The sequence below is a fragment of the Actibacterium naphthalenivorans genome (assembly GCF_014196965.1).
GTDB classification, from domain to species: domain Bacteria; phylum Pseudomonadota; class Alphaproteobacteria; order Rhodobacterales; family Rhodobacteraceae; genus Actibacterium_A; species Actibacterium_A naphthalenivorans.
In genome coordinates this window covers 1-2021 of record NZ_JACIEQ010000041.1, presented here as the reverse complement: position 1 = coordinate 2021, position 2021 = coordinate 1, and the positions used below count along the sequence as shown (strand labels likewise).

General features: G+C 64.3%; 1 protein-coding gene. It reads right to left on the bottom strand.

Annotation, left to right across the window (positions count from 1 at the left end; genetic code table 11):
* Window positions 1-2021: relaxase/mobilization nuclease domain-containing protein (locus GGR17_RS20140; protein ID WP_183314830.1), on the bottom strand; the 2021-nt coding region annotated here is incomplete at both ends.

Here is a 2021-nt window from a genome sequence, read left to right as displayed (position 1 = left end):
GGCGCGGACAACTCCCCCGCCCGCTCATGGTCCAGGACACGCGCAATCTCGTCTGCGAGGCGGTCGGTACGGCCAGACTGCGAAGCAGTTTCACCGCGGGCTGCGAGGAGTGTGTCGCGCGTTCCAGACCCAAGCCCATCGCGCATCTCGGTTTCGCGGCGGACCTGATTGATGGCCTCCGTGTCCCGGATCTCGACGACGGCTGCATAGGTCGCACCGAGCCCACGGGCGAGGTGGGACGGCATGTCCGGATAGCGCGCGCGCAAGTCATCCGTGACTGCATCTGCAACGGGCGTGCGGACGTCGCGTCCCTCCATGATCCGGTCGACCTCGCGAGTGATCTCGCTGGCGCGGGCCGCATCGGTAATGGTCTCCCTGTAAGGCTCAGACCGGTCGATCACATCGCCTGGGCGTGCAAGCAGGTCCGGGTGTGCTTCGAGATACGTGCGCTGCTCGGTCTCGATCCGGCGCTCCGCCCGTGAGACAACCTCCCAGTCCCGGTCCTCGATCTGCTGCACTGTCAGGCCGTCTGCGCGCATCTCCTGACGGATTGTCCCTTCCATCGCCCGGACCGCGTCCCGGTGATAATGGAACCGCTCGCTGACCGGTTCCGCTTCCATGACGCCATCCCGGCGCAGCACGTTCTCCCGTTCCAGGAGCGTGCCAAGCGCGACATGCACATCATTGAGAATGTCGCGCGCCTGTTCCAAATCGGCGCGGCGTTCGAGGTTCAGATCGCGCGCCTCGGCCATCTTGGAGAGATCATTGGCGATCCATTGATGCTCGAGCGCTGCATTTGAGGCGCCCGTCTCGATCCGGGCCACCACTTCCGATGTGCTGATCCCGGTGCCGTGTAGTGCCGCGTCAATGCGCGATCTCAAATCGGGCTCTGCCAGACGCTCGCGCTGGCTGGCGTCGATATTGGCTTCGGAATAGATCCCGCCCTCCGAGGGGGTCTCTGACAGCGTGGATGATCGCAAACCGAGAGGCTGCATGTGCTGGACCTGCGTCTGGATCTCGATGAGGCGTTTTTCCAGCACGGGACGTTCCGCGTCAGACTTCTCTGCGATCATGCCCTGCACCCGCGCGAGCTTTTCCGCATAGAGGCTTCTGAGGTCCTCGAAGCTTTGATCCTCGGCCATATACACATCTCCTGTTCGGTCCACCTGCCCGCCATGCGCCAGCACCTCGCCCGCGCGGAAGAGTGCCGCGGCGATGTCTTCCCGGGCCTCCCGGGAAGCCTCTGCGGCAAGCGAATGATAGACGGTTCTGGTGTTGGCGATCTCCGCCAGCGTCCGGGTCAGGTCCTGCCCCACACGCTCCCGCTCGCGGGGCGCGCGACCCTCTTCTTTCGCGGCATAAACCTCGCTGGTTCGGGCTGGGTAATGTACCACGCCGCGATCCACCCGGCGCGTGGCTTCGAGGCGCACGCCGTATTTCTCGGCCTCCTCGACCATGGCGAGGCGGAAGTCGTCATAGTTGAAGCGATGGTTGCGCCCCAGAAAGAAGAACTCGCCTTCCTGCGAGCGGCGGTTCAGCACCAGATGCGCATGCGGGTGATCGCGGTCCTCATGCACCGCGATGATGTAGTCGAAATGCCCCGCGTCGGTCTGGAAGAAACGCTCGGCCACGTCCGTCGCAATGTCGCGCACATCCTCCCCGCGCGTGCCGATGGGGAAGGACATGAGCATGTGGGTGGTCTGGCCCAGCTTGGGCTTGAAGCCCGCATCCCACCGTTTGGCAAAGCGCTCGGTCAGGTCCTTGATGTCACCCGCCTCGAGCTTCGCTTTGCCATCCAGGAACCCGCTACTGTCCACGATATGTGTGGACTTGGTGGTGAGGTAATCGAGCTGGTTTGCGAGCTGCGATTTGGTATGCGTACCCCCGCCTCTGATCGCCTTGAAGACCGCTGGCCGGTGGCCTGCTGCCGCGCGCGCAAGCTGGGTCTGCTTGGCCACGTGCAGCCCCTGCATTGAGCCCCGGACGCGGCTCCAGCCATCCCGAAAGACCTCGCCCGTGAC